The organism is Pseudomonas sp. IT-P2 (assembly GCF_949767575.1).
Classification (GTDB): Bacteria; Pseudomonadota; Gammaproteobacteria; order Pseudomonadales; family Pseudomonadaceae; genus Aquipseudomonas; species Aquipseudomonas pharyngis.
On sequence record NZ_CATKQA010000022.1, the window covers coordinates 242,664 to 269,039 of the forward strand.

The following is a 26,376-nucleotide window of genomic DNA, read 5'->3' on the forward strand; positions in this document are numbered from 1 at the left end:
CAGTAGACGCCGCCCGTGCGATGGCGCCAAATCCGTTGCAGGCACTATGCGAAATGCGCCGTTCCTTCACTGGAAACGGTTCGGACCCAGGAGCATTAACATGAACCGTTCTCCCGCTCAGATCGCTCAGAAGATGTTCACGCAAGCGGTCGGTAAACCCAAACGCTCGTCCACGACGGCACTGACACGTTTTTTCAAGGCGGGGGGATCGGTCGCCGTACTGGCGCAGAAAGGCGTCGACGGGTTGATGCACGACTATGGCCTGACCCGGCAACAGGCCGGCGAGTTCCAGCAGCGCCTCAATGTGCTGTCGACCGCGGTATTGCGGCAATTCATCGAGCACCAATTGACCGCGAAAGACTCCCGGCCCGCTGCGCGCAAGGGGCTCAATAACGGTCCGACTTACGCCTTGTTGTTCAATCCGAACTTCGACGACTTGTGCCCGCCGGGAGCGATCGAAGCCATTCACTCGCCTGCGGCGTATCTGACAACCCTGTTGCATTGGGCGTTGCATCGACTGGGCATGACCGATGGCACGGACTTTCCGCTCGTTGGCCGGCGTACGGACCTCGAAAATCTGTTGATCGATGTCAAGGCCGTCCATGGTGTAGTGTCGTCGGTGGAAGTGATCAGCCACATCATGGAGCGCTTCATCACCGCCACGCTGGGGTCTATTCAAAACCTCGACGAGGCGTTGAGCCAGAAGGCATTTCCCCGTGAGCTGCCCTTTCACTGGCCCTGGGTCAACCTCGATCATGTACTGAAGGGGCATGGCGAATCGGTGGGCAGCGTGGTGCGTCTGTGCGATTTGCAGTATCCGTACTTGCTTCGTTCGACACCGTGGAGCGACAAGTCGGATGACGCCCTCGTTCAAGCTTCACGGTTGAGTCCATCACAGCGGACAATCCTGACCGAGGCGAGTCATTTTCCAGACGGGGCAGACGAGTTCTACCTGAAATACCTCGGTCTCAAGGACATTTCGGTGGGCAATCTAAGGCTCGTCGCCGTTTTCAACGAACGAATGAAACTGGGTACGCCGGCGCTTGAGGCATTGCTTTCGATTGAAGGTTTTGCTCCCGCCCTGTCCGAAAATGCGCCGCGTTCCCCGATGAGCCCTGGCCCATACCCTGTAACAGGCCGGGATCATGGGTCTGTGTTCATACATGAGGCCAAGTCCCCTCACATCAGCATCGTCAATACCGGCGTGGACCTGCTCAACCGTTTCGAGGATATGGAGCCCGACCGAGTTGACCGTGCCAATCGTATAGTGCGACTGACTGACTGGTTGCAGTTGGCCAGTCACGAAACCGATCGACTGATCGTTGCGGCAATGCTCGCCGAGGAGCCCTCGCCGTCCCCCTCTCGCTATTGGATTACTGCCAATACGCTGCGAGCTCTCGGGCTGTTCCAGGAACTTCGGGAGATTTTTGGATGCCCCGCAGAAGACTTCGCCGCCTTTCTCGGGCCGCTTTCCGTTTTCGGGCGCGGTACGGAGCGTGCCCAATACGATCGAATTTTCAACAGTGGTGCCGCCAGTTCTCGTCCTTTGGTACTGGATGACCGATCCTTCCCGGTGATTCCCGAGACCGCTGCCGACCTGCTTACGGTCAAGCAACTGTGCGCAGGCCTGGGCATTGATCTGGAAACCTATTTTTACCTTGCCAACCTGATTGCCGCCGCTCACGGTCTGACGGATCTCCAATGCAGCTTGCCGATCGTCTCCAGTTTTCATCGCATGGTCCGGCTGCCCCGGTTATTGGGGATCACTCCGATCGAGGCGGTCCTGTTGTTGAACCTGATGGGAGGGCAGGCGTGGGTGAACACGCTGGCCGGCGTGCCGCAGATCAACAACCAACAATCAGCCGAGACGCCGGACGTACTGAGTGTGATGCATGCCCTGATGGATTGCGTGCAATGGGCGCAAACCGCAGAGTTGCCGGTGCACTGGGTGGTGCAACAAGCATCGGTCTGGCCACCGAGTCGCCCCGATGAAAGACAACTCGCGCTGTTCGATCAATTGCGTCGGCAGGTCCCGGTGGCTCGGGTGACGGAAGAAGTACTGAAAATGGCCGGTATCGAACCTTTGTCGAACAATCGCCAGTGGTTGCGGGCGCTGGCGGCGTTGGTTGACGAACAGGGACTGATTCGTGATTTTGTTGAATCAGCGGATAAGAGCTACGAAGACCATGCCCGGGAAATGACGGAGCGGGCCGTGGTGTCGGAGACGGGAAGCCTCGATACAGGTCTGGTGGAGCTGATTCTGGCGGTCGTGCTGCGTTGCCGAGCCAGTCAGAACAGCATGGTGCAGGAAGGGTTGGCTGCGTATAGCGGTCTGAAGCCGGATATGGTTCTGCAGGTGCTTGGCTGGTCCGGTGCAAATGTGCATTTTGTATTGGCTCAAGTGCTCGCATTGCCGGAAGCTTTCGAGGACAGCGGCACTATGCTGCGGCGGGAAGACCCGCCGAGCGATCCTGTTCTGCAGGTGTTGGCCGAGTTCTCGAGACGTAGTGCCGTGGTCGCGAGGCTGGAACTCAGCAGTGAATTCCTGAATCACTTCATCGCGACCGGGTATCGCGAATGGTTCGGTCTCAATTCGGTCGACGCATTCGACCTTTCAGCGCTGTATTACCTGACAGTCTACAAACGTGCCCTGGGCATGAGCGATCAGCCGGAAACGAGGCTGGTTGACTATCTGCACCGCATAAACGCGTTACCGGCCAACCTCAGCAATCACGGTCTTGAGCTGGTTCAGGAGCGTGCCGCGAAGAGGCTCGCCGAGCTGTTCAACTGGAGCGTGGATGAAGTGCGCATCTGCGCCGCCCATGTGAACCCGTCGAAAGGCCTGGTCGTGACCCTGCAACAACTCGATGTGCTGACACGCATTCGCTTGTTGGCCAAAAAGACCGGTCAGAGTGCCAGGACACTCCTCGAGCTCGCGACGCTGTCACCGGACAGCAAATATGCCGACTATGAGCACGCCGCAGACCTTTTCAGAGCCAGCCTGACGACCACGACCGAACCGACTTATGCTGACGACGTCATGGCCGTGGAACTGGACGTGATCGTGCGCTGGACGACGGAGCCCGATCCCGTCAGGTTGATCGCCAACAAACCGGACGAATTTGCCGAATTTACCGTAACGGTAAAGAACCGCGAAGACCAGGCGCGATTGAACGTCAATGTTCATTGCGCCACCACGCTGGGCCGGTTTGAAACCTCAATGATCACCACCGACAGTAACGGCACGGCGAAAGTGAAGTTTTTCCCGGGCAGCCGGATGGGCAGCGTCACTCCCGTTTTCTGGCTGGATCTGGGTGAGCAAACGGCCGCAGCGAGGGTCGAGATCGGGCCGGATATGGCCTCACTCCATTTGAAATCCCAAAACTCTTTCCCCGTGCCCGACAGCACGGTGCTGATCGGAACGCCGGTGACCTACCGCGCCATCGCTCTGGACGACTACGACAACCCCATCGCAGGCACATTGGTGGCCTGGATACTCGATCCACCGACGAAGGGTGTGATCAAAACTGTTACTGACCAGCAAGGACGCACCGAGTTGACGTTCACCAGAGGCGAGCCGCTTACCGTGGGGGTTAAAGCGAAGGCTGAAAACTCGACGACCGTTACGTTCCGCGATGTGACGTTTGTCGCAGCCCTTCCCGCGCGCCGACGAGTACCGGCGCCCCGCAAACAACGCAAACAGTGACAGGAGACGGTGATGCTCAATAAAATTTCAGGTGAGCTGTCAGCCCTGCGTCGCAATGCGTTGATTGATTTCTGTCTTCACGCAAAGCATGACAAGGCCAATCATCCCTTTCCGATGAATACCCAATCGGCGGATGATCTCTGGGAATGGCTGCGCTCCGACCCGCTGGACAGCGATGAGATTGAAACCTCATGGGTAGCGGAGGCCGTGAGCTGTTTGCAGGCTTACATTCATGCGGTGTTCCAGAAACTCGAACCGGGGTACGACGGGCGGGAGTTCGAGCCCACCCTTCTGGAAGAGTGGGAGCTGGCCGGCAGTTACGGGTCGTGGTCTGCAATGATGCTGCTGTTGTGCACACCTGAGGATTACATCACGCCCTATGTGCGCATCCGTAAAACCGAGTTGTTCAGAGCTCTTGAAAGTCATGTGAATCAGACCTCGATCACTGACGACTCGGTGCTCAAGGGCGCACAGCGCTATTTACGCAGCTTCGAAGAAACCTGCAATCTGAACGTACTGAGCGGATATCTGGATGGTGCCAATCCGCTGGACACACGTTATTACCTGGTGGGCAGGGAACGCGTTGCACCTTATGGCTGGTTCTGGCGTGAGGCCAATATCAAACTCGCGGTCGACTCGCCATCGGTCAACCCGACTGACTGGCGAGAATGGAAATCTGCCGACATTCCCACCGATGACACCGTGCTGGACTGTCGGATGGTCTTTTGGGAGGGCCGGTCATGCATGGTCTGGCTTCAATGGCGCCCGGGTCTTTTCGATAAAACAGGTGAGATGCAGCGCCCCCATGAGCTGGAACTCAGGGTGGCGTTTATCGCGCTGGACGACAGCTGGTCGCCACCCATTCGCTTGCATCTGCTGCAGACGGACAAGGACGTGTCGAAGGGGTGCCGGTTGGTCGCGGTGATCTTGCGCGACGAGATCGATACCTCGTATCCCAAGGGCAGGCTGGCGGTGCATGTGACCAATGCCCAGCCCAAGGCACTGACGTCGTCAGCGCGGTCTGTCGCGATTTATGAAACCCGTGACTCGCTGTTTCGCAAAGTGAAGGATGAAACGGCGGTCATGGATTACCTGGCCAATCACCTGTTTGTCGATCCCCATACGCTTCAGCAAAAGATGCAGCCGAAGCTGTTTCCTTCCGTTGACAGCCAGATCACCAAACCCGGCACGCTGGCCGAGTACCTTGGGATCAAGGCTTATATCGTGCGTAACAGCCCTACCGGGTACTCGCTCTGGGTTCAGGGCTATTGTGCTCATGTCTCATATGGCGATGGCACTGGGATAGATTTCACGCTGACCGTCAAGGGTTCCACCGGTGATGACCCGGAGCTGCCTACCGACAAGTATCCGTCCTCCGGCGGATGGGCAACGAAATGGCTGGAAATCAAACGGACGGCGTTCAACAGCAGCACGATCACCGTGACGCTGACAGGCGCCGCAGACAATGGTGAGCGAACCCTCGTCCTGAGGGTCCCCGCCAAGCTCGGTGAGCATGGACCTCTGCCGTATATCCATGACACCGATGCGCAGGGCGCCCAGTTTCTGGCCTTCAATCAACCGTCGAGTGTTCTCAAGCTGAAATACGTCCGGCTCAATACGTTGATCGGGCACGAACTGGTGCTGCAATCCAGTGTATCGATCGGGGCGTTGCTGGACTGGGCGACGCAGTTTCCGAAGGAGCCGCCTTTGCCCGAGGGCCAGGTCGAGCCGAACGGTCCGTTCGATGGCGCCAACGGTCTGTTTTTCTGGGAGCTGTTTTTTCACTTTCCGCACCTGATTGCCGCCCGGCTGCGTGACGAGAACCGTTTTGAAGCGGCCCAGCGATGGCTGCATTACATATTCGACCCTCAGTCGCCTGCGAAACCGGCGGACGGTCATGTCCCGCCAAAACCACCATACTGGAATTGCCGGCCTCTGGACGCGGAAAAGCCCGACATCGCCTGTGAAGTCTTCGCACCGGGGGATCCGGATGCTATCGCCTATTCATCGCCCTGGCATTACCAGGTCGTGATTTTCCTCGACTACGTGAACAACCTCATAGCCTGGGGCGACTGGCTCTTTCGCCAGATGACGCGAGACAGCCTGACGGCTGCCAAGCTGCAGTATGTTCGGGCCAGATCGCTGATGGGGGCCAGGCCGGATACCCGTAGCGTCAATCGCTGGTTTGCAAAGGAGCTTGGTGAACTTGTGGGAGAGATGCAGACCCGACCGGCCCTCGCGGATTTTGAAAAGACACTGCAGCTGCGAGCAGAGGATTTACCTGTCAGGGCTGCGCGTACTCAGCATTTGGGTGTCTACGGCACGCGTTCTTTCAAGATGCCGGTCAGCCCGCGCTTGCTGACGTTCTTTGACCTGCCTGATCAGCGTATCGCCAACATTCGTCATGGTCGGACAATTGACGGCAAGCTTGCATCCATCCCTCTTTTTACCGCCATGGATCCAAGGGAGTTGTTGAGCCGCCTGGCAGCCGGTAACGCGGGACCGGTGCGACCGATGGGTGGGCAGTTACGAGTGGCAGTCTATCGCTGGAACGTACTGTTCGATGCAGCGTTGCAGATGGTGCAGCACTTGCAGGAGCTGGGGAACGAAGTGCAGCGCCTGCTTGAACAGCAGGATCGTGTCCAGCAGGAGACGATGCAGCAACGCCACTTGACTGAGTTGGGCGAATTCGCTCGTCGGGCACAGGAAGAATCCATCGCACGTGAGGTCGAGAGTCTTACGGCGCTGCAGCACAGTAGAGCCATGGCCGAGGAGCGTGAACTGCATTACGCCGATCTGTACGACAAGCACATTTCTCCCGATGAGTTCAAAGTCATGGAGCATGTTGAAGCTGCTTCGGGCTTGGCTTCTCTGGCCACCGGCTTTCAGATGGGGGCGGCGGTTATCCATGCGTTCCCCAACATTTTCGGAGTGGGCGCCAATGGCGGTCATCAGCCAGGTCACCTGGTAAGCGCCGTGGGGTTTGGTTTCCAGATCGCTGCAGACGTGCAGCGCGCCAATGCCGACAAGACGGCTACCTCCGAAAGCTATCGTCGCCGCCGAGAGGAATGGCAGTTGCTGCGCAATCAGGCGATTACTGAAAAAAATGCGATCAGTGCCCAGATTGCGGGCCAGGAACGGGCGATCAATGCAGCAAGGATCAATCTGGAACACACCCTGGCCGTGAATAGTCAGGCGCTCAAACTGTTCGAGTTCCTGCAGACCCGGGCGACCAACCTGGAGCTCTACCAGTGGCTGATGGGGCAACTGCAGACCCTGCACTTTCAGGCGTATGACGCCGCTGTTGCACTGTGCCTGAGCGCTCAGACAGCCTTGCGAGCGGAAACCTGTGAGTTCGATGCCTATCAACTGGACACCTATGTCTGGCGCGACCAGCGGCGCGGCTTGACGGCTGGCGCGACATTGCAGTCCGGACTGTTGCGAATGCGGTCGGAATATTTGCAACGCCATGAGCGACGCCAGGAGATCGTCAAGACCGTTTCGCTGCAACGGTTGTTCGACGATCCGGCGACCCGGCCCAAGGGTTATGACAACTGGACTGATGCGCTGGGGCAATTGGTGGATAAGGGCATACTGGATTTCGAGCTGATTCAGCTGCTGTTCGACCGCGATTACCACGATCATTACTGCCGCCAGATTTTACGCGTTGAAGTCACTCTGCCGGTGCTCACGGGGCCGTTCGAAAATGTGGTGGCGAACCTGATGCAGGTCGGCAGCTATATCGCCACAAAACCGACGACCGAATCGCTGGAGTATCTGCACTCCGGTGAGGGCGTTGCGCCTGTCGACGTGCTGATCAATCTGAGCAGTGGGCAGCAGGTTTCCCTGTCCTCTGGTTTGGACGACATGGGCATTGTCTCTCTGAGAGCTGACGAAGGCATGACGCTGCCGTTTGAAAACACTGGTGCCGTCTCGCGCTGGCGGATCGTGTTTCCCTGGCATTTGAAGCAAAAGCCGATGCTGTTATCGCTGACCGATATCGTGCTCAAGGTGTTTTACACCGCCAAGGTCGGGGATCTGGCGTTCTCCAGAAAAGTACAGGAACTGGTTAACGAAGCTGAGCGCAAGGTCGAGACCAAGGGAACGCAATCATGAGCGAAAGAGATATCGACACGGAATATAACTTCGTTAAGAACGGCGACATGACTCAGGGCTATGCCCACTGGGTCGATGTGGTCAATCCGGGAGGTGTTGGTATTCGGGAAGACACATGGGGAGACGACATCGTATCGATCATGACGCTCACCCACCGCGCTGCGGTTCGGCAAAGGATGATCGTGCCGATCGGACAGCAGGAGGAGGCCCGGTATAGCCTGCGTTTTCTCTACGAGAACACCTATTCGTCATCGCCCGGGCTAGTGGTGCTCAATAAAAGAGGGAGTGTAGAAAAGTTTGAAATCGAATTGCCGGTGAAGGCGAGGGTGCAGGATGCCGATCCTTTGGCGGTTGATCTGACCGAGATGCGCGAGGATTTGCCGGACAGCCTGGGTTTACAAGCGGGTGATGAGCTGGAGATCAATTTGAGCAGCCCGGCAAGGGGTGTGGGCGAACCCAGCTCTGTGGAAATTCGTCTGACCGGGATAGAGGTAAAGCTGATTCTTCCGGCGCTGGCGTTGGAGGCAGTCATCAATGATGGCAAACGTTTCGTCGCGGGCAGCGTCCTGCCGATCTGCCTGGGGGCTACCGGGGATCAGCGTCACAGGGTTTCTTTTGAGGTTGACCCGCAGAGTGTCTGGAAAAATCTCGAGGCCAGCCTGTGGCTTGAGGGCAACCCGCAAGAGGCCATTACCGCTGAGCCCGAGTTGGGAAAAGCTCAGCCCATCAGTCTGGACTGGCTGCTGGATTGTCCGGAGCCGTCAGGCAAAGAACCTCATGAACTGAAAGCGAAGATCTACAGCAAATACTCGGCGCCACCTTGTACGCTGTTGGTTTCCTGGGGGCATCATCTGTTGGAGCTGCTCGCGCTCAAAGAGGCCGAGACGTACCCGGTCGTCGAGTACAACCAATCGGTGGAACTGCAGGTTCGGGTCAGATCTCTCTATACCCAAGACCCGGTTGCGAGTGAGGTGGTCTGGCGAGTAGAGGGTGAGGCGGGGAAGGTTCTGCACCGGGCACCCACCGATGCTCAAGGCCGTGCGACGTATCTTTACACTCCAACCGAGGAGGGGGTGAGCAGGGTTACCGCCTCGGTTGCCAGTCTTTTGTCCGACGATGGTGAAGCGACGCATGCCTTCGAGGTTCGGGCGTTTGCCACTGATCCATTCAAAACCTTGCAGGCCCGGTTCAATGGAGGGACTCCGGCCGTCTGGGGAGCGCAAACCCGCTATCCGGAGCGCGGCGAGCGCTTCCTCGTCAATCTGGACATGCCTGCGGAGCATCCTTTGAGCGCTGCCCGGTTTTTTCTGATCTGGGCAAAAGGTGATTCTCAAGCGGACGTGGGGGCAACCGCTCAACCGGACTTCGGGGCGCCAGCGCCTGTTGTTGACGGTACAGTCCTCTGGACAACGACCTTCGAGGACAAGCGCGACGGCCAATTTGACTGGGCCCTCGGTTGTTCCAGGTTGCAGCATTTATCGCCAGGCAATGCCCTGTCGCTGGCGTACAACAGAGTCAAGATCGGCGGGATCTGGGGACCGAACAAGTCGCCGGTGGTGGACGAAGGCGACATCGTCACCTGTATGGTGAAAGTGCAAAGGAGTGATGGACTACCGATCGGCAATGTCGAGGTCGAGTTTAATACACAGACCGGGACGGTCAGATCACTGACGGGCGTGGATGGTTGGGCAAGTGTGGATCACCAGCCAATCGATTCCAATGACTACTCAATTACTGCGCGGATACAGCGCCACGAAGACGCGCCAGTGGAAGAACATTCATTCGCCGTCAAGCCTCTGCTCACCAACGCATGGAAAGGGCAGGTCAACGTGTTTTTGGACGGGAAGCCGGTCGATCCACTGATTCAGGGCGTGGTCTGTTGGCGTGGCAGAGCGCGCAAGCTGCGTATTGATCCCGTTGCGAACAGCAGCTTTATTGGCAAGCCGATTTTACTGGCGTGGAATGGGAATACGCCCCCTTTGCCGGGACTCCAACTGAGTCCGGAAGCCGGTGTCGCTCGAGTGATGAGCGCTGACGGTCTTGAGTGGGACATCATTGCTGACCCGGACAAGAGTGGACTCTCGACCCTGGCGTTCCGCAGTTCCCATTTGCAGGAAGAGTACGAGTTTCCCGTTCGGCTGCTGGACAACAATCTCGCCACTGAGATCCAGGCGATGCTCGACCATGTTCCAGCTGAATCGGGTAAGGACACGTTGTATCCCTGCCTGGGGGCGACTCACCAGTCGATACTCATGCCGCGTGGGCTCAGCGCTTTACATGGATTGCCAGTGAAGTCGGCTATCACACCATTGGCACCGGGAATGGTGGTCAAGCCGCCACTGATTGACGATGTCTTTATGACGGCGGGGGGCGCGGAAAGGCAACTGGACTTCACCAGTAGTGCCGTCGGTGTCGAGATGACTCAGACCACTACCATCGTGATCGATGGAGAGTCGCTGACGACAAGGACTCAATTGAAACTGGGCCATAACAAACTCAAGATTCTTGCCAGGCGCGGTCCGGCGGTTTATCCCGTCATGAGCAAAGGCGAGCGTGCCCGGATCGAGGTTCGGCTGGGTTCGTCGTTCAATGATCAGCCGGTCGAGGGTGCAGAAATCGTGATGCAGATCGGGAGTTCCGAGCCGGTTTTCTTACGGACAGACACCGATGGCTGGGCGCGGCATGATGCCCTGCCGAATCAGGCGGGTGTAAGTCGTGTCACCGCTGTCGTCACAAACCCTTACGATGGTTCAACGGCCCAAACCAGTGCTGAACTCAATGCCTTGGCAACGGATCCTTGGCGGGATCTCTTGATAGCCATCAACGATTCAGAGCAGCATGCGTGGGCCGGAAGGTCACTCTTTCCAAGGCGCGGTGAAGAGTTCGGTTTTCGCCTTCTTGCCAATGATGGCAGCCCTTTGCGCGATCAAATGTTGGCGCTCGGTCTGGTCAAACCCGGCAGGAGTGAGCTCGGGCTTGAATTCAACCGGCCGTTGGGTGAGTTCCACCCGTTGAGTGAGTCGGGGCTGGAGTTTCGGTTCAAGGATGGAGATGTGAAGGATGCCAGTGTGTCTTTTCAGTTGGCAGCCTCTTGCTTGCTGGAACGATCTTCTGTTCAGCACCTGTCTTTGGGAAATCGAGCCTTTGTCGCCCGGATTACCGCGACCAGTAGTGTTCATGAGGTCGTTGATTGGGGAGCAGCAGTGAAGGCTGAAGTCACCGTAAAGCATGCGTTGACCGGAAAGGCCATGAGAGGTTTACCGATCCGGTGGGAGTTGTCGGAGCAGGAATCGCGGGTAACTTCCACCAACTATTGGGGTGTCGCTCGGATCAGCTTTGTTCCCGAAGTAGCAGGGGCCGGTTTCATCACCGCTACGGTTGCGGGCGGCGCTGATTCGGCGTCAGTCAACTTTCGTTATTCAATGAGCGAACCGTGCCGGATTAAAGAGTTGGTCGTTGATTCGCCAAGTGGTCATCCCGGGCAATCAGTGTCGGCGCATGTATTGGTGGTTTCGGCCCTCAGTGAGAAGGCGCTGTCGGGAATCGAAGTGAGGTGGCAACACGGCGGTCAAACATTGCCTTCGACGTTCACCGATGCGCAAGGCAAGGCAACGATCGAGTTCTGGAGGGTGCCAGGTGAAACCCGATTGATCGCATCGGTTCAAAGCGGTTTGGTCGGTAGCAATGTGAAGTCGTTGATGGTGTCTGCTCCGCAGGATGAATTGGTCGTAGCAGAGTTGACCAGTGAAAAAACCAGTTTTTGGCTGGGAGATACCATGACAGCACAAGCCCTGGTGCACTATGAGCAACACGGGGGAGTCGCACCCGGCGTACCGGTGGTTTGGCACTTTCCGCATTTGCAGTCGCGCACGTCCATGACCAATGAAAACGGGCTGGCAAAGGTGGAGGTGACTGCTGCGCATGTTGGCTTGCATCAGTTGGCTGCCCATGTCCGCGAAGGTGCCGCCGGATCGAAGACTCTGGGTTATGAGGTTCTGGATCCACTTGATTCTCCTGATCATGCGGATATCGAGTCAGTGACTGCTTCGATCAGTCCGGTACTTATTAACACATACACCACAATGACCGCGCTGATCGTGGGAACGAAGTCCCGACAACCCATGGCCAACAGGAAAATTTTCGTTTCCAGAAATGGGCAAGCAAGCCAGGAAGCGCGCACTGACAGTCAGGGCAACTTCTCGCATTCCTGGTCGCCGACTTCAACCTCCGAGCAGGTTTCTCTCTGGGTAACCCTGGAAAACCCCGGCGGTAGTTCGGTCAGCAAGGGGGTGACTGTGCCTGTTGTGGAACGTTGATCCGGCAGTCACAAGACTTCGCTTTTTTTCCAGGCCAGATATCGCGCCACCAACTCGGCGCCCAGTTCCGAGGGTCGGGCATTGATGATCGGTACTCCGTGAGTCCTCAACTGCTCGTGGAGTCTTGCCGTGCCGTTCAAGTAATCCACCGTTGCACAATAGGCCAGCGCATCCGTCAGCGATTGAACCGGAGTCAGCCGCACGTCTTCGAGCCTTTCTTCGTACAGGCTGGCGATGAGTACGCGGTGTTGCTTGCCCAGTTGTGTCATGGCACTCAGCAGTTCTTCATTGCTCTCATCCCGCACATTCGTCACCAGCACCACCAGCGCCCGACGCTTTTGCCTTATCAGTAACTGATTCACCGCCGCCGTATAATCCGCAGAACGTCGTGTGCTATCCAGATCGTAAACACCGTTGAGCAACACCTTGAGCTGCCCCGCACCTTTGACCGGTGCAATAAACCGCGACTGCTCGCTGGCGAAGGTGTACAAGCCCACCGCATCCCCCTGCCGCAACGCCACATAACTCAACAGCAGGCACGCATTCAACGCATGATCAAAATGCGACAGTTCGCCGTCCTGACTGCGCATCTGTCGCCCGCAATCGAGCATGAAAATGATCTGTTGATCGCGCTCGTCTTCGTACTCCCGGGCAATCGGTGTGCGATGGCGGGCGGTGGCTTTCCAGTCGATCTGGCGCAGGCTGTCGCCTTCGCGAAATTCCCTGAGCTGATGGAATTCCATTCCCAGGCCACGACGCTGGCGCTGACGCACACCGAGCTGGCTGAGCCAGTTGTCGACCGCCAGCAACTGGCCGCCGTAGAGACGGGCGAAGTCGGGATAGACGCGGGTGTGGTCGGTGATGGTCAGCAGGCGTTTGCCGGACCACAGGCCGAAGGGGCTCGGCAGGTTGAGTTCGCAGGTTTCGAAGGTGTAGTGGCCGCGTTTAAGCGGGCGCAGGCGATAGCCGATCAGGCTGCGCTGGCCGGGTTGCAGCTCGGTGGAAAGCGGCAGGTTTTCGTGGCTGAGGCCATCGGGTGCATGGTCGAAGAGTTGAATGGTCAGTGGCTGGTCGAAATCGTGTTCGACTTCCAGCCGGATTTCGCTCCAGCGACCGAGGGCCAGGCTGCCGGGCATGTGTCGTTGCACGCGGGGCGAGGGCAGGCGCTTGAGGCGCAGCGCGTCCAGCAGGCTCAGCGCAAACAGCGCCAGCAACAATCCCCAGTTGATCGAGAGCAGGCTGGCGGGTACGTCGAAGTTCAGCGCCTGCAACGTGCCCAGCACTATGCTGATGGTCAGCAGGATCGCCAGCCAGATCAACAACAGGCGCGAGGGTTTCACAGGCGCGGCGCCGGGATCTGGTCAAGCAGTTGCTGAAGGACTTGATCGACTTGCAGGCCTTCGATGTCCAGCTCCGGTGCAAGGCGTACGCGATGGCGCAACACCGCCAGTGCGCAGCCCTTGATGTCGTCCGGAATCACGAATTCACCGCCGCGCAACAGGGCCCGGGCGCGGGCACAGCGCACCAGTGCAATGGAGGCGCGTGGCCCGGCGCCGAGGGTCAGTCCTGGCCAGGTGCGGGTGCTGCGCGCCAGACGCACGGCGTAATCGAGCACCTGATCGTCCAGCGGCAAATCGCTGGCGATGCGCTGCAGGGCTTGCACGTCCTTGGCCTGCAACACGGTGCGCAGCGGTTGCACGTCGAGCATGTCGGCGCGGGTCGAGCGGCTGACCTGACGCACCATGTCCAGCTCCTGATCGGCGTCGGGGTAGTCCATGCGCACCTTGAGCATGAAGCGATCGAGCTCGGCTTCCGGCAGGGGATAGGTGCCTTCCTGTTCGATCGGGTTTTGCGTGGCGAGCACCATGAATGGCTGGGCAATCGGCAAGGCCCGGCCTTCGAGGGTCACCTGACGTTCCTGCATCGCTTCGAGCAGGGCGGCTTGGGTCTTGGCCGGGGCGCGGTTGATCTCGTCGGCCAGCAACAGGTTGGTGAACAGCGGGCCCTTGCGCAGTTTGAACTGCTCGGTCTGCAGGTCGTAGACCGCGTGGCCGGTGACGTCGCTGGGCATCAGGTCCGGGGTGAACTGGATGCGCGCGAACTCGCCGCCGAAGCACTTCGCCAGGGCGCGTACCAACAAGGTTTTGCCGAGGCCGGGAACGCCTTCGAGCAGCACGTGGCCGCCGGCGATCAGCGCGGTCAGCACGTCGTCGATCACCGGGTTCTGGCCGATCAGCGCTTTTTGCAATTCGCCGCGCACGGCCTGGGCCAACTGGCTGGCGCGCTGGCGTTGCTGGGCCACGTGGCTGGGCGAGCCGGGTTCGATGTGTTCGGTCATAGCGTGTTCCTCAAGGCTTGCAGGTGGGCGACCTGACGGCAGAATTCGGCGCTGGACAGGCGCCGCTTCGATGCCGGGCTCAGGGCCTGGCTGATGGCACGGGTCGGTTGGCGGGTCAGGCGCGACAGCACCAGCCATTGTTCGGCGACATTCAGTTGGTCGAAACCGGGATGTCGATGACGGGCGCGGCGCAGAACGTCCTGCTGCAACGCTTGCAGCAAGGTCTGCTGGCCGTTGTGACGCAGGATGAAATCGCCACTGGCGCGCAGGTGTTCCATCAACTGTCGACGACCACTCGGAGACGGCGCCTGCACCGGGCCGTGACGCACGCCGACATGCCACAGCCACAGACCTATCAACGCCAGCAGGGCGACGATGGCTTGCGGGAAATAGCGCCAGAGCAGGGTCAGCAGACTGTCGTGTTCAGTGTTGTACAACAAGGTCACGGCCGTGTCGGCGCTGAGGTACCAGAGCAGCCAGGCATTGTCGTGTTGCGCAATGGCCGGGGTTTTCCACAGATCGGCATCGGTGACCACGGTGATCGTGCCGAGGCCGAAAGCCAGTTGCATCATGTGCGTGGCTTTCGCGCTGTTGGCCCAGGCCTGGGCGAGGTTTTTCGGGTCCTCGAGATGGAAGGCGGTGTCGAATCCGGCGTAGGCGGGTGCGTCCTCGTCTTCCAGATAGAGTTTAGTCAGATTCGGGAACGGGTCTTCGGCGTCATCCGGCGGCGGATCCTTGAGATCCTTGCTGAAGAGTTGATGCAGTTGCACGCGGTCGAGCAGCAGGTCGTTGCTCTGGCCGGTCTTTTCATCCCAGATCGACTCGGCGACAAACACCAGCCTTCCGCCGGCCCGGGCCCAGTTCAGAACCTGATCGACCTGGCGTGGAGTCATTTTCGAGCGATCGTTGAACATCAGCAGCGTGTGCTGGCGCGGATCGATGTCGGGCAACACGGCAAGGCTTTCGGCATGACTGACGTCGATCCCGCGCTCGCGCAGAAACATCTCCGCTGCCAGATAAGGATTGGCTTGCGCAGCGGGGGACGGGCCGTGATCGACTTCGGCCTGGTACGGCGTGGCCTTGAGGTACAGATAAATGCCCAGCGCACCGAGCAGCGCGACGATCAACGCGCCGCCCAAAAGCCAGAGTGCGCGCCGGTTCAACGGGCAACTCCGTGGCCGAACAGGGACCGCCAGCCATCACACAATTCCTGTTGCAGATGCGCCGCCGGCACGCGGTGCCCGTAGGCCATGTTCTGCCAGTGGCCTGTGAGGTGACGGCTGTAGGCGAGCAAGTCGGGACGCTGCAACTGTTCGATCCGGGCCAGCACTTCACTTTCGGTGTCGGCGGGTTTCAGGGTCAGGTTGAAGTCGTGCAGCAGATGACTGAGCAGCGCCCGATAAAGCAGACCCAAGGCTGCGCGCGGCTCGGTTTGCCAGAGCTGTTCCGCGTGGCTGGCGATGTCATCGGGCAGGCTTTGCTTTTGCAGGTCCAGACCGAAGGCCTGTTGCGGCAAGGGTCTTTTGTTCGGTTCGGGCAAGCGCGGACGACGGCCGACGAAGGTTTGCAGAAGATCTCGATAACGCCAGACCAGCCAGCCGAGCCCGGCGATCACCGCGCCCCACAGCACGACTTCGATCGCCTTGGCCAGGCCGTCGAGGTGTCGGCCGTCCAGCCAGCCAAGCAGGGTTTTCAACCATTGCGGTGCCTCGCCTTCCTTGGGTTTTTCGGCAGCAGCGGGATCTTCGCCAAAGCGATAACGGGTAACGGTTTCCTTGTTCTTGAACGGCGGTTGTTCGAGCAAGGCCTTGATGCTGTCGCGTGATGCCTCGCTGGTCAGCGGCTGGTTCAACAGACGCGGTGCATCTGGAGCCGTGGCAGGTTCGGCAGCCCAGGCTGAGGGCAACCCCGGCAACAGCAGACACACCACCAGCAGCAAGCCGATTGCGCTGCTGTTCAAACGCTGGCGCAAGCGGCGGAACACCAGTTCGATGTCCCAGGCTTCGAGGACGGTGCGGCGGTTCAGATACAGGCTGAATCCGCAGGCGACATATACCGGCTCCCAGATCACCAGAATCAGCGCATAGAACGCGTTGGTCAGATGCTCCAGCCAGCGCCATTCGTAGTCGGCCGCGAAGATCAGGCTTTGCCAGTCCCAATCGGTTTCGACCTGTTGCGGCAGCAGCAGGTAGAACAACACCATCAGGCCGATCCACAGCGCCGTTTCCAGATGCACACCGATGATCGTCAGCCATTGCGCGGCGCCGGCATTGCGTTGCAGCAGCACCTGTAAACGCTGTTGGCGAGCGGTGCCGTCGAGCCCTTCGAGTTGCAGCACGGGCAGCAGGAAGCTGCGGCTCAGGCTGAAGCGACGCCAGGTCAGGCTGGCGAGCAGTTGCGGCTTGAGCAGGCGCGGCCATTGGCGCAACGCCTGTTTCAAGGTGGGTGTTTCGCCGAACAGTGCCTTGGACAGGATGTACAGCGGCAAGCGTTCGTAGGCCGGTTTCAGCCACCAGAAGATAAACACGGCAAGTGACGGTGAATCCCACAGCAACAGGCTGAGTATTGCAAACAGCGGCAGGGTGACGATCGCCCAACTGGTCATCAGCAGGCGCCGGTGCTGCTGACTCATGAGCACGCCCAGGTCCATGGCTTCCCAGGTGGTACGTGGACGGATCGCCACGGTTGCGTCACTCAGGCGCATGGCGGGACCTTCCGGCGAATAGCAGATAGAGCGCCACGCAGAGCCAGAGCCCGGCGCCGACCAGGTATTTGGTCTGCGGCGAGACTCCGGTGCGCGACGACCAGTAGGCTTCGATAAACGCGGCGATCAACAGAAACAGCATCACGCCGCAGATCAGCAGGATGCTCTGACGCGCCGCAATCTGCAGGGCTTCGATTCGTGTCAGGCGTCCCGGCGCGATCAACGCCCACCCCAGTTTCAATCCTGCCGCGCCGGCCAGAGCAATGGCGCTGAGTTCGAACGCACCGTGTCCGATCACGAACGACCAGAAGGTCTGGCCGAAGCCGATCTCACTGAGGTGCCCGGCCACCGCGCCGATGATCAGGCCGTTGTAGAACAGGAAAAACGCGCTGCCCACTCCCAGCAGCAAACCGCTGGCGAAGGTCTGAAAGGCGATGCCGATGTTGTGCATGATGTAATAACCGAACATCACCCAGTCTTCGCTCGCCGCGCGCTCGGCCGAACGCCCGAGATGGCCGGCGGCGGGGTCGTACATGCTCTGCATCTCGCGCACCTGATCGGCGGGGATCAGGTTGTAGACCAGCTCCGGAAACAGGAATACCAGCAAACCGAAACCGGCCAGGCTGCCGAAGAACAGCAGGGCGGCGGCCAGCACGAAGCGCCATTCGGCGCGCACCAACCGTGGAAATCCGGCGAGGATGAAACCCAGTACGTTAGCGCCGAGCTGGCTGCGATGGCGGTAAAGCTGTTGATGGCCGCGCAGCACTTGCTGTTGCAGCGAGTCGACCAGAAAACTGCTGTAGCCACGTTCCTGCGCCAGCGCCAGATGCTGGCAGAGTCGCCGATAAGCCTTGGGAAATTCCGCGACCTGCGAGGTGTCCTTGCCCCGTTCCAGACGTTCGAGGGCGAGGCTGAAACGCTCCCATTCGGCCTTGTGGCGGGATTCGAAAAGGCTTTGCTTCATGTCGGACCCAACAGGCCACGAGCGATGCCGTTGAGTTCACCAACGGCTTTCGGTGCGCTGATGTGCAGTGGCTGAGCAAGCAATGCAGCGAGTTCGTTGACCCGCGCCGTCGACAGTTCACCCTGGCGTTCGGCGAAGGCGAGCAGGGCGCGTTGTTCAGTCAGGGTCAGCGGGATCGGCGAGCGGCGGGGTTCGGCCTCGGGCAACTGTGGACGCATGAGCGGGCGTTCGCTGTAGATCACCAGCGTGCCGGCCGCGATGTCGCCGAGGCGTTTGAAGGTCGGGTGTTGCAGGCAACTGATCGCACCGAGGAAATAGCCGAACGGCATCAGGTCGACAAAACGCAGCAGGTTGCGCAACAGCGAGGCCGACCAGCCGACCGGCGTGCCGTCGTCGTGCACCACCCGCAGGCCCATCCATTGCTTGCCCGGCGAACGGCCTTGACGCAGCACTTCGAACAGCACCATGTACCACCAGCTCACCACGAACAGCAGCAGTGAGCCGAGGCCGATGCCGAGTTTGCCGAGCAGCGCCAGCACCATGAGCAGCAGGCCGAGGATCAGCCCGCGCAAACCCAGATCGATGGTGAACGCCACGGCGCGCACCATCAGGCCGGCGGGACGCAGCGGCAGGTCGATGCCTTCCGGCGTTTCGACCTGGTGCCGCGTGTCCAGTGGCGGGGCCAGCGGTGCTTTCCTTGGCGGTGCTGTGGTCTCGAGCATGGGCTACCTGATGTTGCCGGATCGGGATGCAAGTGCGTCCGATGCTAGCAGTCTCTCGGGGGGAAACGACATAACTATGTCATACACATCTTTCAACCAAAGGTGACTGAATGATGCGGTGCTGGCCGCGACAGCAGTCGAACGCCTAGACTTTGCCGATCTTCAGTTCAGGAACCGCCCGTGACTTCCATTTTCTGGTACGACTACGAAACCACCGGCATCAATCCCCGATGCGACCGCCCGTTGCAGGTGGCCGGGATCCGCACCGACCACGAACTCAACGAAATCGATGCGCCGGTCAATCTCTACTGCCAGCCCAGCGAAGATATCCTGCCGCACCCGGCGGCGTGCGCAATCACCGGCATCACCCCGAGTCGCCTCGCCGAGCAAGGTTTGAGCGAAGCCGACTTCATGACCCGGGTCCACGCCCAGCTCGCGGCTCCCGGTACCTGCGGCGCGGGTTACAACACCTTGCGCTTCGACGACGAGATGACCCGCTACAGCCTGTACCGCAACTTTTTCGATCCCTACGCCCGTGAATGGCAGGGCGGCAACAGTCGCTGGGATCTGATCGATGTGGTGCGCGCCGCCTACGCATTGCGCCCGGACGGGCTGGTCTGGCCGACCGACGACGAAGGCAAGGTGACGCTCAAGCTCGAACGTCTGACCGCCGCCAACAACATCGACCACGGCAATGCTCACGAAGCGTTGTCGGACGTACGCGCCACCATCGCCCTGGCCCGGTTGATCCGCGAGAAGCAGCCGAAGCTGTATGACTGGCTGTTCCAGCTGCGCAGCAAACAGAAGGTCATGGACCAGATTCGCCTGTTGCAGCCGATGGTGCACATTTCCGGACGCTTCTCCGCTGTGCGCAGTTATGTCGGCGTGGTGCTGCCGCTGGCCTGGCATCCGCGCAACAAGAACGCGCTGATCGTGTGTGATCTGCACCTGGATCCGCAGGGTCTGCTCGACCTGGATGCTGAAACATTGCGTCAGCGCCTGCATACCCGCCGTGACGATCTGGCCGAAGGCGAGTTGCCGGTGCCGCTCAAACTCATCCACATCAACAAGTGCCCGGTGGTGGCGCCGTTGGCGGTGCTGCGTGCTGAAGATCAACAGCGTCTGGGTCTGGACATGGCGTTGTATCAGGCACGTGCCTTGCGACTAAGTGACGCACAACAAGTTTGGAAAGATAAAGTCTCGGCGATTTATGCCAGCGAAGATTTCACCTCGAGTGAAGATCCCGAACAACAGTTGTACAACGGATTTATCGGTGATCGCGATCGTCGTTTATGTGAGCAAGTGAGGGCGACCGATCCTGCTCAATTGGCGCGAGAGCAATGGCCGTTCGATGACGAACGTTTGCCCGAATTGTTGTTTCGATATCGAGCACGTAACTTTCCCGATACGTTGAATTTCGAAGAGCAAGAACGCTGGAAAATCTTTTGCCGGCAACGCTTGTCCGCGCCGGAGTGGGGCGCTCCTAATACCTTGCAATCTTTTGCCGAGGCCATGGAGCAATGGCTGCTTAGTGCTGCGCCGATGCAGGCCGAGGTGTTGGTTGAATGGCAGAACTATGTCCAGGCATTGCGCAAACGTTTGGATCTTTGAAATCGAACATGTCCGGCGCTTGAATGCCGGGCATAAAAAAACGCCAGCATTCGCTGGCGTTTTTTTGTGTCACAGAAGCGCTCTGCGACAAGGGTTGCGGCTTAGCCCAGCAGGGTAGCCCAGCCTTCAACCACGTCACCGCCCCACTTGGCTTTCCACTCTTTCAGAGTTTTGTGGTTGCCACCTTTGGTTTCGATGACTTCGCCGTTGTGCGGGTTTTTGTATTGTTTAACTTTGCGAGCACGCTTGGTGCCGGTAGTTTTGGCTGCGCCGCCACGTGGAGCCTTGGTTTTGGACTCTGGATCCAGCAGCGCGATGATGTCGCGCAGGGATTTGGAATATTCGCCCATCAGTGTGCGCAGTTTGCCTTCGAATTCCAGCTCGGCTTGCAGTTTGTCGTCTTGCGACAGGTTCTTCAAACGGGCTTGCAGCTCTTTGATAGCTTCTTCGGTGGCACGATATTCGTTGATCAAGGACATGATTACTACCTTATGTGGGAGTGCGCGATGGCAGGGGACAGTGCGGCAATAATAGTCAGGCTGTTTCATCAAGTAAACATTTAACCGGGGTTTTTATTTGAATTAGTTACGTTGAAAAGCCCTGAATTGAATGTTCAGTTAAATAATGTGATGGAGTCTTCACAGATATTCACATCAGTCTGTTCATGCATGGCTATTGCTGCGCCATCATTCTGGCGTTTACCAGCGTCAAAAAAGCTGCGACGGGCTGCCGTGAGCCTCCGAGGGTCATCAATACTGCAGTTTTCCCGCGCAGTCGCTAGAATGGCCGCCTTTGCGAAGTTCTGGAGTTTCCCCCTCATGCGCACTTTTCGGCTGGTGATTTCTTGCCCGGACCGCGTTGGCATCGTTGCCAAAGTCAGTAACTTTCTGGCGGCCCACAATGGCTGGATCACCGAAGCGAGCCACCACTCGGATAACCAGGTCGGCTGGTTCTTCATGCGTCACGAAATCCGTGCCGATTCCCTGCCTTTCGGTATCGAGGTGTTGCGCGAGAAGTTTGCACCGATCGCCGAAGAGTTCTCGATGGACTGGCGCATCACCGACACCGAGCAGAAAAAACGCGTGGTGCTGATGGCCAGCCGCGAATCCCACTGCCTGGCCGACCTGCTGCACCGCTGGCACAGCGACGAGCTGGATTGCGAGATCTCCTGCGTGATTTCCAACCACGACGACCTGCGCAGCATGGTCGAGTGGCACGGCATTCCTTATTACCACGTGCCGGTCAATCCGCAGGACAAGCAACCGGCCTTCGACGAAGTGTCGCGTCTGGTCAAGCAGCACGACGCCGAAGTGGTGGTGCTGGCGCGTTACATGCAGATCCTGCCGCCGGACATGTGCCGCGAATACGCGCACAAGGTCATCAACATTCACCACAGCTTCCTGCCGTCGTTCGTCGGTGCCAAGCCGTACCACCAGGCTTCGATGCGCGGCGTGAAGCTGATCGGTGCGACCTGCCACTACGTGACCGAAGAGCTGGACGCCGGCCCGATCATCGAGCAGGACGTGGTCCGCGTCAGCCACAGCGACAGTATCGAAGACATGGTGCGTTTCGGCCGTGACGTCGAGAAGATGGTGCTGGCCCGTGGCCTGCGCTATCACCTGGAAGACCGCGTGCTGGTGCACGGCAACAAGACCGTGGTGTTCTGATTCAAGTTCGCTCCCACGCAGAGCGTGGGAGCGATCCATGGACCGTGAGGAATGACCGATGAGCGATCCACTGGACAAAGCCACTTCCAAGGCACCCGCCACCTTGGGCGAAGGCTGCTTGAGCCGCTATGACCCGGATGACCTGAGCCCGGAGGACGGCACGGAGTTTCCCGGTGCTGCCGAACTGTGGGAACAACTCAAGGACGAAGAGGATGACCTCAAGAAGCCTGTCTGACGCTCAGCAGTTTTTTCAGCAATGGCCGGCCCAGCATCAATAGAAACACCGGGCCACCGACCAGAAGATAGAAGTAATACGTCACCACCCGCCAGATCAGGATCGCCGCCGCCGCGGTCGATTTGCCGACCATTGGCGCCAGCAGCGCCGCCGAGGTCAATTCCGCTGCACCGGCACCGCCCGGCAACAGGCTGAATTGCCCCGCCCCCAGCGAAAGCATCTGGATCAGAAACGTCCAGGCCCACTGCACATCCGCCCCCAGACCGCGCAACGCCAGATACAGCACGCTGTAACGCAGCGACCAATGCACGCAGGTCAGGACGAACACCTTGATCAATGTCTGCCACGGCAACTTCAGCGCATCGGTGAAAGCGGCCAGAAAGTGCAGCAACTGCCGCGCCCAGCGCCGTCGAGTTCGCGGTTCGATGTTCATCCCGGCCAGCAGTCGTCCGCTCAAGCGGATCAAACGGCGGTGAAAGCGCGCGACCAATATGCAGCTCAGCAAGCCCCCGGATAATGACACGGCGCTGACAATCAGCAGCCATTCCATACGATCGCTCAGATGCTGGAACAGCGCGTAGATCAGAATTCCGCTCAGGGCGCAGAGAAAAAACAGCAGATCGCTCAACTGATCCATCGCAAACACGGCGCTGCCCCGGGCCGGGCGCACGCCGCTGCGGGCCAGCAGCGCCATGATCGTCAACGGCCCTCCGCTGCCGCCGGGCGTGGCGCACCAGGCAAATTCGGCGGCCATCACCACCCCGAGGCTTTTGATGGGTGTGACGCGGTCACGCTGATCGCCGAGCAACAGCCGCAGGCGCAAGGTGTTGATGCCCCAGCACAGCAGCACCATGGCGAACATGATCAACAGCCAATTCAGCGGAAAAGCCTGCAAGCGCTCCCAAGTCTCGCCGCCGCCGAGCAGGACGGGCACCGCCACGGCCACCAACAGGCCGATCAGCAACAGAATGCCGCGACTCAAGCGGCACGCTCGGCTTGAGTGCGCTGGCGTGTCAGCCAGTCGATTTTGGTCATGGGCACGCGTTCGTCCGCCAGCAGTCGTTCAAGGGTGCGCCACCAGTAATCCCGTGAAGAGCGGTGGCGCATGTCCACCGGGTGCAAGCCTAGACGAATCACCGGCGCCTGACGCCAGCGCTGCTCACGCTGTTCGCTGACGATCTTCGACACCCCGCGACGCCAGGCACTGCGCGCGCTCCAGACCAGTCCCGGGGCCTCGACCGCCGCGAAATCCGGCAAGTGATAAAGATGCTGCGGATCGCTGGTGTAGCGCAGCGGCAATTCGCGCAGTGCCTCGCGCGTGCCGGCGCTCATCAACCAGGCCGGGGCGACGAAACCGTGCAGTGGCCAGCCGTGGCGTCGGAACAGATCGATGCCCGGGCGCAGTCGGGCGAGGGCGGCTTCACGGGACAACTGATAGAACTCGCCTTCATGGGTGTAGACCCGCCGCATGAACCAGTCGCGAGCGGTGCGCGGGCCGGGCTCGGTGTCCTCATGAAAGTGGCCGTGCAGGGCCAGTTCATCGCCGCGGGCGACGCGCTCGTCGAGCATGCGACAGAACTCCGGGTGGGCCTCAAGGGCATCGTGGCGATGGAAGTCCGGGACCACCAGCCACGTCATCGGGACGTTGCCCAACCGGTCAACGGCTTCGACAAACTCTCGATAATCGGCCCACGTGGAGGGTGCCACGTCATGCAGCACCAGCATTACCGCCGGGCGCTCGTGTGATTCAGCCATTGGCCACCCGAGGAACCGAATCGCCGAGTACCGCGTGGTAATGGCTCAGCAGGCTGTCGACCACCGTGTCCCAGGCGTAATGCCGTTCGACATGTTGGCGTGCCTGTCGACCGATTACGTCAGTCCCGCGACTGAACAGTTCGCGCACGGCATTGGCCATGGCTTGCGAATTGTTCGGCGCGCAGAGCAGCCCGCAGCATTCGCTGACGATTTCCTCGAACGCCCCGGCTGCCACCGCCACCACCGGAATGCCACAAGCCATGGCCTCCAGGATCACCAGACCGAAGGTTTCCTGATCGCCGGCATGGATCAGCGCGTCGGCACTGGCCATCAACCGCGCGACCTGTACGGCAGGGCAGAACCGGTCGATCACGCTGACATTGTCCGGGACGGACGCCGGCATCGACGAGCCGACCAGCAACAAGTGATAACGCGGGCCCAGACGTTTCATGCAGTCGAGCAGCACCGGCAGGTTTTTCTCCTTGGAACCGCGACCGGCAAAGATCAGCAGGCGCGTGTCCTCGGCGATCCCCAGCTCGGCGCGTAATCCAGCGTCGCGGGCATCCGGGTGGAAGGTCTGAAGGTCAACGCCCAGTGGCTGCACATATACGTTGCGTACCCCAAGCCTGCTGAGCTTGTCGGCCATGACCTGGCTGGGGGCCAGCACCCGGTCGAAATTGCCGTACAACTTGCGCACATACGCATCGACATTCGGCGTGACCCAATGGCCCATGCGGTTGCCCACCAGCAGCGGCAGGTCGGAGTGATAGAAGCCGATCACCGGCACGTCCAGCTGCCGACGCGCATCGAGCGCAGCCCAGGCAGTGAGGTACGGATCACCGACTTCGATCAGATCGGGTTGCAGATCCTGCAGGACGTTTCGCCAAGGGGCCAGGCGCAGGGGGAAACGATAGCCCTTGCCGAAGGGCAGGGCAGGGGCGGGAACCGTATAAACGCCGTCAGACTCACCAAAATCCGCCCCGGGGATCAGCAGGCTGTGGCGGATGCCGGGCTTGACCCCCAGCCGACGGTGCTTGGCATCCAGATAGGTGCGCACGCCGCCGCTGGCCGGGGCGTAGAACATGGTGATGTCAGCGATATGCACGGTGAACGTCCCTCCGCAGTGATCTCCCTTGGTTGACCTTTATCAAGAATAGATGTTCGGTCGGGGTTTCGCGGTGGGGGGCGGCAGGAGGATTTGTGCTGGGGTTGAGGGCGTCAGGCCCTCACCCTAACCCTCTCCCAGGGGGAGAGGGGACTGACCGAGGTGTTTGGTCGTGATACATCGACCTGAAAGTTTCGCGCCGAGCTCAGGACCTGAAAACCCTGAAGATCTGCTCCCTTTCCCCCTCGCCCCCTTGGGGGTGAGGGGGTAGGCTTTTGATCTTGATCTTAGATCCGGAAACTACCCACCAACTGCTTCAGTCTCGAAGCCTGCTGCTCCAGATCCGAACAGGCACGCAACGTCGCCTGCAAGTTCTCGACGCCTTCCTGGTTCAGCGTGTTGATCTCGGTGATATCCACGTTGATCGACTCGACCACCGCCGTCTGCTCTTCCGTCGCGGTCGCCACCGACTGGTTCATGCCGTCGATTTCACCAATGCGCTGGGTCACGCTGTTCAGGCGCTCGCCGGCGAGGTTGGCGATGTCCACGCTGTCCTGGCTGTGTCGCTGGCTGTCGCTCATGGTGCTGACGGATTCGCGGGCGCCGACTTGCAGTTCCTCGATCATGGTCTGCACCTGTTGCGCCGATTCCTGGGTGCGGTGGGCGAGGTTGCGCACCTCGTCCGCCACCACCGCAAATCCGCGACCGGCTTCCCCGGCACGCGCTGCTTCGATGGCCGCGTTGAGCGCCAGCAGGTTGGTCTGCTGGGAAATGCTGGTGATCACTTCCAGGATCTGGCCGATGTTCACGGTCTTGCTGTTCAGCGATTCGATGTTGCTGCTGGAGGCGCTGAGCATGCTCGACAGTTGATTCATCGCCTTGATGCTGCGCTCCACCACTTGCTGGCCGTCTTCGGCCAGGCCACGGGCGTCGCTGGCCTGGGTCGAGGCTTGTGCGGCGTTGCGGGCGATTTCCTGGGCGGCGGCGCCGAGCTGGTTGATCGCCGCCGCCACGCTGTTGGTGCGCGAGGCTTGCTGGTCGGAGTTGTACATCGACGAGTTCGAGGCGGCGACTACCCGCAAAGCGACTTCGTTGACCTGGCCGGTGGCCGACGACACTTCGCGAATCGAGCCGTGA

General features: G+C 59.7%; 17 protein-coding genes. 6 read left to right on the forward strand and 11 right to left on the reverse strand.

All coding sequences use genetic code 11. The features are described from left to right. Positions 1-100: 100 nt before the first annotated feature. From ACM6JM_RS13725 to ACM6JM_RS13735, 3 genes are read left to right on the forward strand one after another with little or no spacing between them, the layout of a single operon-like run. A complete protein-coding gene (locus tag ACM6JM_RS13725) occupies positions 101-3,706 on the forward strand; it encodes a Tc toxin subunit A (RefSeq protein ID WP_158248870.1) in 3,606 nt (1,201 codons plus the stop codon). Positions 3,707-3,718: 12 nt separating this feature from the next. Next, entirely contained in the window at positions 3,719-7,822 is a 4,104-nt protein-coding gene (locus ACM6JM_RS13730; RefSeq protein WP_103387205.1) for a neuraminidase-like domain-containing protein, read from the forward strand. Beyond that, on the forward strand, positions 7,819-12,138 hold the full coding sequence (locus tag ACM6JM_RS13735; RefSeq protein WP_414882069.1) for a hypothetical protein: 4,320 nt from the start codon (positions 7,819-7,821) through the stop codon (positions 12,136-12,138). Before ACM6JM_RS13730 ends, ACM6JM_RS13735 begins: the two co-directional genes overlap by 4 nt. Before the next feature lie 8 nt (positions 12,139-12,146). Here the strand turns inward: ACM6JM_RS13735 and ACM6JM_RS13740 are convergent, their stop codons facing one another. Genes ACM6JM_RS13740 through ACM6JM_RS13765 form a run of 6 tightly spaced genes read right to left on the reverse strand, consistent with a single transcriptional unit; the run spans position 12,147 to position 18,866 of the window. Beyond that, positions 12,147-13,478, reverse strand: coding sequence for a DUF58 domain-containing protein (locus tag ACM6JM_RS13740; RefSeq protein ID WP_414882070.1), 1,332 nt, complete (start codon positions 13,476-13,478; stop codon positions 12,147-12,149). Continuing rightward, positions 13,475-14,476, reverse strand: coding sequence for an AAA family ATPase (locus tag ACM6JM_RS13745; protein ID WP_414882071.1), 1,002 nt, complete (start codon positions 14,474-14,476; stop codon positions 13,475-13,477). Before ACM6JM_RS13745 ends, ACM6JM_RS13740 begins: the two co-directional genes overlap by 4 nt. Then, positions 14,473-15,639 (reverse strand): DUF4350 domain-containing protein, encoded by a 1,167-nt coding sequence (locus tag ACM6JM_RS13750; protein ID WP_039765959.1) that lies wholly within the window; start codon positions 15,637-15,639, stop codon positions 14,473-14,475. Before ACM6JM_RS13750 ends, ACM6JM_RS13745 begins: the two co-directional genes overlap by 4 nt. Continuing rightward, positions 15,636-17,180, reverse strand: coding sequence for a DUF4129 domain-containing protein (locus tag ACM6JM_RS13755; protein WP_414882072.1), 1,545 nt, complete (start codon positions 17,178-17,180; stop codon positions 15,636-15,638). Before ACM6JM_RS13755 ends, ACM6JM_RS13750 begins: the two co-directional genes overlap by 4 nt. Next, complete coding sequence (locus ACM6JM_RS13760) at positions 17,167-18,144, reverse strand: stage II sporulation protein M (RefSeq protein WP_414882073.1); 978 nt, start codon at positions 18,142-18,144, stop codon at positions 17,167-17,169. Before ACM6JM_RS13760 ends, ACM6JM_RS13755 begins: the two co-directional genes overlap by 14 nt. Further along, the gene (locus ACM6JM_RS13765; RefSeq protein ID WP_414882074.1) at positions 18,141-18,866 is read right to left on the reverse strand and encodes an RDD family protein; all 726 of its coding nucleotides are present in this window, start codon (positions 18,864-18,866) and stop codon (positions 18,141-18,143) included. Before ACM6JM_RS13765 ends, ACM6JM_RS13760 begins: the two co-directional genes overlap by 4 nt. 180 nt (positions 18,867-19,046) lie before the next feature. Here ACM6JM_RS13765 and sbcB point away from each other — a divergent pair, with 180 nt between their 5' ends. Beyond that, entirely contained in the window at positions 19,047-20,477 is a 1,431-nt protein-coding gene (gene sbcB / locus ACM6JM_RS13770) for an exodeoxyribonuclease I (protein WP_414882075.1), read from the forward strand. A 101-nt stretch (positions 20,478-20,578) separates the two neighbouring features. On the opposite strand, the gene mvaT is transcribed toward sbcB, so the two are convergent. Beyond that, positions 20,579-20,956 (reverse strand): histone-like nucleoid-structuring protein MvaT, encoded by a 378-nt coding sequence (gene mvaT, locus ACM6JM_RS13775; protein ID WP_007951234.1) that lies wholly within the window; start codon positions 20,954-20,956, stop codon positions 20,579-20,581. 339 nt (positions 20,957-21,295) lie between these two features. Here mvaT and purU point away from each other — a divergent pair, with 339 nt between their 5' ends. Both purU and ACM6JM_RS13785 read left to right on the forward strand, forming a co-directional pair. Continuing rightward, positions 21,296-22,144, forward strand: a complete 849-nt coding sequence (gene purU, locus ACM6JM_RS13780) for a formyltetrahydrofolate deformylase (protein WP_011335666.1) — start codon at positions 21,296-21,298, stop codon at positions 22,142-22,144. Between the two features lie 58 nt (positions 22,145-22,202). Then, complete coding sequence (locus ACM6JM_RS13785) at positions 22,203-22,379, forward strand: hypothetical protein (RefSeq protein ID WP_007951232.1); 177 nt, start codon at positions 22,203-22,205, stop codon at positions 22,377-22,379. Here the strand turns inward: ACM6JM_RS13785 and ACM6JM_RS13790 are convergent. From ACM6JM_RS13790 to ACM6JM_RS13805, 4 genes are all read right to left on the reverse strand, one after another. Further along, positions 22,363-23,361 (reverse strand): lysylphosphatidylglycerol synthase transmembrane domain-containing protein, encoded by a 999-nt coding sequence (locus ACM6JM_RS13790; RefSeq protein ID WP_414882076.1) that lies wholly within the window; start codon positions 23,359-23,361, stop codon positions 22,363-22,365. The two genes, ACM6JM_RS13785 and ACM6JM_RS13790, sit on opposite strands and share 17 nt — an antisense overlap. Further along, a complete protein-coding gene (locus tag ACM6JM_RS13795) occupies positions 23,358-24,134 on the reverse strand; it encodes a DUF2334 domain-containing protein (RefSeq protein WP_414882077.1) in 777 nt (258 codons plus the stop codon). The genes ACM6JM_RS13790 and ACM6JM_RS13795 overlap by 4 nt, the downstream gene beginning before the upstream one ends. Beyond that, positions 24,127-25,239 (reverse strand): glycosyltransferase family 4 protein, encoded by a 1,113-nt coding sequence (locus tag ACM6JM_RS13800; protein WP_085667949.1) that lies wholly within the window; start codon positions 25,237-25,239, stop codon positions 24,127-24,129. The genes ACM6JM_RS13795 and ACM6JM_RS13800 overlap by 8 nt, the downstream gene beginning before the upstream one ends. Before the next feature lie 287 nt (positions 25,240-25,526). Next, entirely contained in the window at positions 25,527-26,291 is a 765-nt protein-coding gene (locus ACM6JM_RS13805; RefSeq protein WP_371855245.1) for a methyl-accepting chemotaxis protein, read from the reverse strand. Between the last annotated feature and the right edge of the window lie 85 nt (positions 26,292-26,376).